Here is a 9838-nt window from a genome sequence, read left to right as displayed (position 1 = left end):
TAAAAAGCTGTATTCGGGATTGTCACCTGCTTTGTTCTACTGGAGTGTGAAAGGAATCAAAAACAAATTTTTACGTATGGATACTACGCTACCGACAGTTTATTGGAAGTGTCGATATAAGAACTGTGAGCTGCTTTGTATGGAAACAGATCAATGTAATGCACAATCTTTTCTATAGTTTCTTCAGTACATATGGCTAGTATCTAAATAAACATGTTGTTATGGTCTTGGATAACACAAGAATTCATCATGCCAAAGTCCTTCAGCTATTTTTCGTGAGCACGAACTTGTATTTTTGTATCCGTATTCACCGAATTTAAACGTGGTCGAACGATTTGTAGGTCATTTAAAGATATTTTGATTGCCAATTGGTTCCATCCCACTCGAAAGGAGATGCGAGAATTGATTGTTTTGTTCTTGGAACACCTCGCTAAATTTTCAGAAAAATCACTCCAATGAATTGGACAGATACATATGTTGAAAAATTAATCTGAAGCCATATAGAATGTGTTCATGAAATTATACTAAAATATGAAGATGGAGGAGAAAACATTGGTTACAACAACTTTTGAAAAGGTGTCAAATATTATCCCACATGGAGGAGTATTAATTAATCGTGAAGTAAAAGGCAAAGAACGGGAAGAACTTCTAGCAAAAACAGAAAAAATGCCATCTCTCACCATTTCTGCATGGAGCATTTCCGACCTCGAACTAATCGGCATCGGCGGTTTCAGCCCGCTCACTGGATTCATGGGCCAAGAAGACTATCTTCGCGTTGTCAACGAAATGCGTCTTGCGAATGGGTTAGTTTGGAGTATCCCTATTACATTACCGGTGAGCAAAGAGGAAGCGGATCGATTCGAAATTGGGGAAGAAATCGCGCTTAAAGGTGAAGATGGCGTTATTTACGGAACGCTGAAGTTAGAAGAAAAGTACACATACGATAAAGAGCTTGAGGCAAAAATGGTATACGGTACAACGGATGAAGCGCATCCTGGCGTCAAGAAAGTATATGAAAAAGGAGAAGTGTATTTAGCGGGTCCAATCACTTTATTAAACCGTCCGAATCATGCACCATTTGAAGAGTTTTATAAAGATCCTAGTGAAACTCGTGCGATGTTTGCGGAACTTGGCTGGAAGACGGTTGTCGGCTTCCAGACACGCAATCCGGTTCATCGGGCGCATGAATATATTCAAAAATGTGCGTTAGAAATTGTTGATGGTTTGTTGTTGAATCCGCTCGTAGGGGAAACAAAATCGGATGATATTCCAGCGCACATTCGTATGGAAAGCTATCAGGTGCTAATTGACAATTATTATCCGAAAGATCGTGTGCGCTTGGTGATTTATCCTGCTGCGATGCGTTATGCTGGTCCGCGTGAAGCGATTTTACATGCGTTGGTACGTAAAAACTATGGCTGCACGCACTTTATTGTTGGTCGTGATCATGCGGGAGTAGGAAATTATTATGGAACGTATGATGCGCAAAAAATCTTTGACAACTTTACGAAAGAAGAGATAGGCATCGAAATTCTTAAGTTTGAACATAGCTTCTATTGCACAAAATGCGGCAATATGGGAACAACGAAAACATGCCCGCATGATAAAAAATATCATGTACATTTAAGCGGCACGAAGGTGCGTGAAATGTTGCGCAACGGCATTAAGCCGCCAGCGGAGTTCTCTCGTCCTGAAGTAGCGGAAGTGTTGATTCGGGGAATGAGAGAAACTAATTAAAGGAACGGATATATATGACATTTAAAATCGGTTTTGTCTTATTGATGATTGCTTTAATGATGGGCGGGCTTATTTTTGAGATTGCCCGTCCGGATATAATTGTATTTGCGGTGTTAACTGTTTTTTTGCTTACTGGTATTATAACTGAGGAAGAAGCTTTAGAAGGTTTTGCAAATGAGGGAACGTTAACGGTTGCTTTGTTATTTATTGTTGCCGGGGCGGTTCAGAAAAGCGGCATCATTGAGGGTTCTTTAATTAAACGAATAAAAAAGGAAAAAACAGTCGCTGGAACGATGGCAAAAATATTTCTGCCCGTATCGGGTTTTTCTGCTTTTTTGAATAATACACCAATTGTGGCGGCTTTAACGCCGGTTCTAAGAAAATGGTGCGAAGAAAATAATATACCGCCTTCCAAATTTTTAATCCCTCTATCCTATATGACTGTTTTAGGTGGCACGATTACTTTAATGGGTACATCTACGAATCTGGTTGTACAAGGCTTAATGTTGAAGCAGGGCATGAAGGGATTTTCTTTATTTGAATTGGGGATTGTCGGCGTGCCGATTACGATTGCTGGATTCATTTATCTGGCCACAATCGGTTATCGCTTGCTGCCGAACAACAAAAGCATAAAGGAAACGGTTCAAGAACGTTCTCGCGAGTATTTGGCAGAAATGGTGGTTGGTTCAGATTTTCCATATCTGAATCAAACCGTTCAGGATGCCGGCTTGCGTCAATTAAAAGGGCTATATCTAATCGAAATTATCCGGGGAAATGAAAAGATTTCTCCTGTAAAAGCAACGACGAAGATTCAAGAGGGGGATCGATTAATTTTTACTGGTGTAGTTTCTACGATTGCCGAGCTTCAGCGAATTAAAGGGCTTACATTAGAGACAGGTACAGATCTTAGCTTGGATGCTTTAAAAAATGGAAATACACAGTTGGTCGAAGCGGTTGTGTCTCATCACTCCTCGCTTTTGGATAAGACGATAAAGCAAGCGCAGTTTAGAAGCAAATATGATGCGGCGGTGATTGCCGTCCATCGCAACCAGGAAAGAATTCAAAGCAAAATTGGAGATATTGTGTTAAAACCTGGCGATACATTGCTTCTTTTATGCGGATCGGATTTTATGAATAAATTTAAACAATCGAATGATTTTTACGTAGTCACGCCACTTGATACACCAGCCGCATTGCAAGAAGACGAGAAAAAAGGCTGGATTGCCATTGGTATTCTTCTTGCGATGATTTTGTTGGTTGCGTTTGGCGTTCTATCGATGTTTGCAGCCATGAGCCTAGCGGTTGTCCTATTATTACTGATGAAAGTGATGACCCCAGCAGACGCGAAACAATCGATACAGTTTGATGTACTTTTGCTTATTGCCAGCTCTTTTGGAATCGGGACAGCGATATTAAAAACAGGTGCAGCTGAATGGATTGCAGACGGATTGCTTCAAATCGCCCAGCCTTTGGGAGTTATTGCTGTGTTGTTTTTTGTTTATCTGCTAACCAATATGTTTACGGAATTGCTTTCTAATAGCGCCGCAGCGGTTTTGATGTTTCCAATTGCTATGGAAATTGCCGAAAAAATGAGTATCAATCCAACGGGGCTTGCCGTGTTGATTGCAATCGCGGCATCAGCGGCCTTTATAACGCCTATCGGTTATCAAACACATTTAATTGTATACGGTCCTGGCGGCTATCGATTTATGGACTATGTGAAAGTGGGAACGCCTCTCAATATCATTGTGATGATCATAACGGTATGGATTGTTTATTTCGTATGGATTTCATAAAAAAGGAGTTTAAGAGCAATGAAAGCAACAAATATTGTATGGCATCCTTCAAAAGTCACGAAAGAGGACAGGCAAAAATTAAACGGACATAAAAGTGTGGTATTATGGTTTACTGGTCTTTCTGGTGCCGGTAAATCCACGTTATCGGTGGAGGTAGAAAAGGAGCTTCACCAAAGAGGCATTCGCACGTATATTCTTGATGGAGATAATATTCGCCATGGTTTAAATAAAGATCTTGGTTTTAGCGCAGAAGACCGAAAAGAAAATATTCGCCGTATCGGAGAAGTGGCAAAATTAATGGTTGATGCCGGTATAGTGACATTAACCGCTTTTATTTCCCCGTACCGCGAAGACCGTGAAATGGTTCGCCAGCTTCTTGGAGAAAAAGAGTTTATTGAAATCTATGTGAAATGTAGTTTAGAAGAGTGTGAAAGGCGCGATCCAAAGGGCTTGTACAAGAAAGCGAGAGCTGGAGAAATTAAGGGGTTTACAGGCATTGATGATCCTTATGAAGAACCGGAAAATCCAGAGTTGGTAGTTGAAACAGATAAACAAACATTAGAAGAGTCTGTGAAACAAGTCATCACTTATCTAGAGGAAAATGGATATTTAAAGTGATATTAGATGGAGGTCACTTACTAATATGTGAGTGACCTTTAAATTTTAGAGAAAGAGGTCTTATAAATGATGAACAGTATTCGATTGGTCGATTTGTTAAAAATTTCATTAGATGCTGGTAAGGAAATATTGCAAGTATATGAAAATGATTTTAATGTAGAAAGTAAAGAAGACGACTCTCCGCTTACATTAGCGGATAAAAAATCGCATGAAACGATTGTTAAGGGATTAAGTTCCTTATATCCAAACATCCCGGTATTAAGTGAAGAAGGAAAGTCTATTCCATACGAAACCCGTAAAGAATGGAACTATTTCTGGCTTGTTGACCCTTTAGATGGAACGAAGGAATTCATTAAGAAAAACGGGGAATTTACGGTTAATATCGCATTAATCGAAGCTGGAAAGCCAGTTGTTGGGGTCATTTATGCACCTGTGCTGGATACGGCATATTTTGCGAAAAAAAGCGTCGGTTCTTTTAAACTCGCAAACGCGAGTACAGTAGAAATACAAGACGATGTCGAGTTGGTGAATGCTTCAGTAAGACTTCCGCTTGAAACAAAGAAAGAAAAAATATCTGTCGTAGCAAGTCGCTCACATTTATCGCCAGAAACAGAGGAATACATCCATCAAATTAAAGAGAAATATGGAGAAGTGGATATTACTTCAGCAGGCAGCTCGTTAAAGTTCTGTTTGGTCGCAGAAGGAAAAGCGGATGTATATCCGCGGTTTGCCCCGACAATGGAGTGGGATACGGCAGCGGGGCAGGCGATTGTGGAACAGGCTGGTGGATTAGTTTTTAATACGAAAACAAGTGAAGATTTAACGTATAATAAAGAGAACTTATTAAATCCTTGGTTTATCGTGAGAGATACTGAATTTAATATTTAATGTTTTTTCAATGGGAAGGGAAATGAACTCATATGCAATTAGTATTGTTATCCGGCGGTTCCGGCAAACGCCTTTGGCCTTTATCTAACGATGCGCGTTCTAAGCAATTTTTAAAAGTGTTAGAAAATCAAAACGGCGAGCTGCAGTCAATGGTTCAACGCGTATGGGAACAGTTAGGAAATGTTGGCCTAGCTGATTCCGCTGTGATTGCGACAAGCAAATCCCAAGTCGATATGATTCAAAGCCAATTAGGTCAAGAGGTACCGATGATCATTGAACCGATGCGGCGCGATACGTTTCCAGCGATTGCTTTAGCGTCGGTTTATTTGTATAGTATCGAGGAAATGAGTTTGGATGAAGTTGTTGCGGTGTTGCCTGTCGATCCTTATGTGGAGGATCGCTTTTTTCATCGAGTCAAAGATTTAGAAGAAACCGTACTCGCAAGTGGTGCTGATTTGGCGTTAATCGGTGTGGAGCCAACGTATCCATCTGCGAAGTACGGTTATATTGTTCCTGCTACTAAATCTAGTGACAGCGTTTATTTAAGAGTAAGCCATTTTACAGAGAAGCCAACCGAAGAAAAAGCAGCGGAGTTAATTAAACAAGGCGCACTTTGGAATTGCGGTGTGTTTGCATTTAAACTTGACTATATTATTTCATTGCTGCAAGAAAAGGGATTTCCGACTCAATATGATGAGCTATTAAAGCAGTATGATAAGTTGCCGAAAATTAGCTTTGACTATGAGGTCGTAGAAAAGACGGAAAATATTGTTGTGTTGCCTTATGATGGTTATTGGAAAGACCTTGGTACATGGAATACATTAACAGAAGAAATGGCAACAAACCAAATCGGCAAGGGTGTTATTAGTGCTGATTGTGAGAATACCCACCTTATTAACGAACTTGATATTCCTGTGACAGTATTGGGAGTATCTAATGCGGTTGTTGCAGTAAGTCCAGATGGGATTTTAGTCGCTGACAAAGCGAAAAGCCCAAAAATTAAAGAGTTAGTGAACGATTTTGATCAGCGTCCAATGTACGAAGAACGCCGCTGGGGTTGGTATCGGGTATTAGATTATACAAGGTTTGAAGATGGACGAGAAGTATTAACAAAACGAATCGGCGTTACCGCAGGGAAGAATTTAAGCTATCAAATGCATCATCATCGCAGCGAAGTGTGGACGATTATTAAGGGAGAAGGTGAATTTGCCTTTAACGGTGAAATTCGCCACGTAAGACCTGGGGATGTACTTGAAATTCCTGTCGGTGCAAAACATGGAATTAAAGCGATTACGGATTTAGAATTTATCGAAGTGCAAACAGGCACGCAATTAATTGAAGAAGATATCGTTCGCATTTATATGACGTGGGAAGAAGTAGAGGCAAATTGCTTCTCTGCGAGTAAATAATGGTTTGGCTGCTTGGAGGATGTGTTTCTTCTAGCAGCGTCTTTTTTTCTATGAAAATGCGCGCTTGGAGCGGCCATTTTCATGTCGGGTGGAGAGCAAGCAAAGCGCGCTCATGGAGCTTTTTTATACTGTTTGCAACTTTTCAAAAAAATGCGTTTAATTATGGGAAAAAATTTGAAAAGATTGAAATTCGAAGGATTGGGTATCATTAATGGGGGAGCATATTTCTAAGCGAATTCAACTTTGTCAACTAAATCTGTAAGTCTATAAAAAAATTAGGAACTATGGTACCACAGTGCCTGTCTCTTGAGCTTTGTCGAAGATTAGATCGAATAATCCAAAATTAACGATAAAATGGCGAAAAAGGTGGAGGAATTGGACAACGGATAATACCCACGCCTCTGAAGCTAGAACAGAGGGATGTTTTGCACTGTCGGTGAGCAGCAGGAAAGGAGTTGCATCAGATATGGAAAGCAACGCAGGAAAATTGCAAGACTATTTACATTCTCTCTTAAATGAGTTAGGGGCGCCGATCAACTGGACGCAGGAAGATGCACATCAATTTTACGTGAGGTTTTGTGATCCGCAGCTTCTTGGCAGTCGTTTAATTTTAGAAGTAAGGTATGTGAAGGAGCTGCAGAATGACAACGTGTTATTAATAGCAGAAGTGCTGAATCCTGATACGTTTACGCCGTTTGTTCTTCCTTTTAATGGAGATAAATGGACGGTAGCCTTGACCGTTCCAAATAATGGAGCCAAGTATAAGAAAGGGGATATCTTAACTGCTGTTGCCGAAGAACTAAAATTCAATAACTGTAGATGAGCATTTTTTATTGCAATAATTTCCATATATAAAGGGACAAACAGGGTACCCCTTAGGCGACATGGAGCTGTTTTTTGATCACATCAATGGGAATCTCTTGCTTCGCCGCGTTGTAAATGTACTCTACCACGCTGTGTCCTTTCCGCGATCGAAGAAGCTCCAGTCCGGCGGAGAGGTCTTGTTGGGATTCCGCTATGCTGTACACGCAAGCCAACAACACGGTGATCCAATACCGTTTGACCGCCCGAACACGGCGAACGCGATACCCATCGAGCTTCAGCTGGTCTTTCGCCTGCCGGAAAAAGCACTCGATCGCCCAACGTTGGGCATAGCAACGCAAGATGTCTTCGTCGTCGAGCTCCCGATCGGTGCTCAAGACGCAATGGAGATGTTCCGGCGTCATCGGCTGATCCGCCTTCCAAGTCAGCAGCACCACCGCATCATCGAGATCGTTCAGCGCGCCTTCGCAGCGATAGACACGGTAACGCTCTTCTCCCACCGTGACGAGGTGGGTATCACTCGGTTCGATGTATTCGGCAAACTTCTTCGCTTGGACGGCGATGCCTTTTGGGTAGAGAATTCGGTTGGTCTTGAGCATCGCGATGACATGGAATCCCTTTTTCAGGCAGGCTTCGATGAGCTCCTTGGACGGATGCCGCGAATCCATGAGCACATACACCGGCTGATCCGGTTTCACCTTGAGCGAGGAAAGCATCTCGATCGCTAGGTCGATTTTGCTGGTTCCCGCCGCCTTCTCATAAAGGCGGAACGCGAATGGGAACGCCTGGGTCATGGTGTGCACCATCAGCCAAACAAGAGAATGTCCCCAAATTGATTTTTTCTCTGTGTGAGAATAATGCCAATCACACCCTTGAATGGCGTGCACAGCCCGTGACGAAGGCTTCGTTTTTTGGCAAATCGCATCATCGATCGAAACAAAAAGGGGTTGATTCTCCCGCTTGGCGATTCGTTCGATGCGATGAAGGATCCATTGCTGGAGTTTGCGAAGCAGCGTCTCTTCATCCCAAGGGCTTTTCGTGAAAAAATGGCTGAGCGTCGTTCGATGGTTGGGATGAAAGCTCCAATGATGGAGATCGGTCAGCGTTCCTGAAAATCCTTTGGTCGTCAAGGCATCGACGATATGAACGAGATGCTTCAAGACCGGTTTCGAGAAGTAAAGTGCTAATCCCAATGTTATGAAAAACTTGTGGATTCCTTGATGATGTGCTCATTGATTCATGAGACATGAACCTCCTTGTGTGAATGGGTTTTGAGCCCATCTATTTTACCCAAGGAGTCGGGTTCATGTCTCCTTTTTTGTTTGGTTGTAAATTTATGTCAGTGAATTTGCTCGTCTACAGATCGTAATAAAAATCATTTATTCCTGTTGAGAAATTGGAAGAAAATCTTGCAACAAATTCCGAATGTGCATTGTTTGATTGTAGGCAAAGGAGAGAACGAGGAAGAGCTGAAACAGTATGTGGAACAACATGAGTTAAAGCATATTCATTTTTTAGGATTTCGTTGTGATATTCCGCTGATTTTGTCGGATTCCGATATCGTGACGTTGTTATCGTTTCGGGAAGGATTGCCGCGATGTGTGATGGAGGCCATGGCTTCCAAAAAGCCTTTAGTTGTGACGAATATCAGAGGTTCAAGGGATTTGGTTCAGCATGGGATCAATGGATTTGTCGTCGATTTAGAGGATGATCAAGCTTTAATCGAGTCATTCATCAAGCTAATCCGTGATCCAAAACTTCGGGAAGACATGGGCCGGGCTTCGTTTGAACGCATTCAACCTTATCGTTTAGAAAATGTCCTCGCGGAAATGGAGGACGTGTATTCGCGATATGTGAAGGCGTTGGAGAAGGTGCTTGAGACAACTGGAGTTGAGGCGTATAATCTCGGTACAGGGCGAGGGTATAGTGTCCTTGAGGTTGTGGCGGCGTTTGAACGAGTGACAGGGGTGAAGATTCCGTATACGGTCGTTGACCGCCGCCTAGGGGACGTGGCGGTTTGCTACGCCGATCCGACGAAGGCGAAGAAGGAGCTCGGTTGGGTCGCGGCAAGGGGGATTGAGGACATGTGCCGTGATGCCTGGCGGTGGCAGTCGCAAAATCCGAATGGGTATGAGCGTGTTGTTCAACCAAACCGTTAGATTACGGCAGTACCGGGAGGATGGTTTATTTTAAAACGGAGTTTTGACTTCATTGTTTCACTCATCGCGATTATCGTTTTGTCGCCTATTATGTGTTTTTTGCAAGCAAAAAATGCAGAGAAGTGCAAGAAAAAATACATAGGCTTGCCAGCTCAAGACTTAAGGTTCCAGACCGGGGGAAGAGGACGGCTGGATCGCGGAGAGAGCGTTCCGCAGTCGATAGCTCTCTCCCGTAAAGGCCAGGATGTGGGCATGGTGAACCAAGCGATCCACCAGCGCAGCTGTCAAGCGGTTGTCCCCAAACACCCGATTCCACTGTCCAAATTCCAGATTCGACGTCACGATGACGCTTTTTCGCTCATAACAGTCGGCGATAATATGAAACAACAGCTCCGATCCTTGCTTTTGA

General features: G+C 42.5%; 8 protein-coding genes and 1 pseudogene. 7 read left to right on the top strand and 2 right to left on the bottom strand.

The features are described from left to right. The first annotated feature begins 552 nt into the window (after positions 1-552). The 6 genes from sat to GJ1_RS16520 all read left to right on the top strand — a co-directional run bounded on the left by sat (position 553) and on the right by GJ1_RS16520 (position 7271). Entirely contained in the window at positions 553-1737 is a 1185-nt protein-coding gene (sat, locus tag GJ1_RS16545) for a sulfate adenylyltransferase (protein WP_245629438.1), read from the top strand. A 14-nt stretch (positions 1738-1751) separates the two neighbouring features. Then, on the top strand, positions 1752-3533 hold the full coding sequence (locus tag GJ1_RS16540) for an SLC13 family permease (RefSeq protein WP_066234828.1): 1782 nt from the start codon (positions 1752-1754) through the stop codon (positions 3531-3533). Positions 3534-3551: 18 nt separating this feature from the next. Further along, on the top strand, positions 3552-4151 hold the full coding sequence (gene cysC / locus GJ1_RS16535; RefSeq protein ID WP_066234825.1) for an adenylyl-sulfate kinase: 600 nt from the start codon (positions 3552-3554) through the stop codon (positions 4149-4151). A 66-nt stretch (positions 4152-4217) separates the two neighbouring features. Then, the gene (cysQ, locus tag GJ1_RS16530) at positions 4218-5039 is read left to right on the top strand and encodes a 3'(2'),5'-bisphosphate nucleotidase CysQ (protein WP_157068406.1); all 822 of its coding nucleotides are present in this window, start codon (positions 4218-4220) and stop codon (positions 5037-5039) included. A gap of 32 nt (positions 5040-5071) precedes the next feature. Continuing rightward, entirely contained in the window at positions 5072-6448 is a 1377-nt protein-coding gene (locus GJ1_RS16525) for a sugar phosphate nucleotidyltransferase (RefSeq protein WP_066234822.1), read from the top strand. A gap of 466 nt (positions 6449-6914) precedes the next feature. After that, on the top strand, positions 6915-7271 hold the full coding sequence (locus tag GJ1_RS16520; RefSeq protein ID WP_066234819.1) for a hypothetical protein: 357 nt from the start codon (positions 6915-6917) through the stop codon (positions 7269-7271). Positions 7272-7323: 52 nt separating this feature from the next. On the opposite strand, the gene GJ1_RS16515 is transcribed toward GJ1_RS16520, so the two are convergent. Then, positions 7324-8484 carry an IS701 family transposase gene (locus GJ1_RS16515; RefSeq protein ID WP_245629440.1) on the bottom strand — a complete coding sequence of 387 codons (1161 nt, stop codon included), beginning with the start codon at positions 8482-8484 and terminating at the stop codon, positions 7324-7326. 147 nt (positions 8485-8631) lie between these two features. On the opposite strand from GJ1_RS16515, the pseudogene GJ1_RS19160 reads away from it, so the two are divergent. After that, positions 8632-9429, top strand: a pseudogene (locus GJ1_RS19160) (glycosyltransferase); the annotation flags it as partial. Positions 9430-9588: 159 nt separating this feature from the next. On the opposite strand, the gene GJ1_RS16505 reads toward GJ1_RS19160, so the two are convergent. Further along, the coding region (locus GJ1_RS16505; protein WP_167346134.1) for an ATP-binding protein at positions 9589-9838 on the bottom strand (250 nt) is incomplete at its 5' end.

Source organism: Geobacillus jurassicus NBRC 107829, from assembly GCF_001544315.1.
In the GTDB taxonomy this organism is placed as follows: domain Bacteria; phylum Bacillota; class Bacilli; order Bacillales; family Anoxybacillaceae; genus Geobacillus; species Geobacillus jurassicus.
The sequence above is the reverse complement of the archived record's forward strand: the minus strand, read 5'-3'. Positions and strand labels throughout refer to the sequence as shown.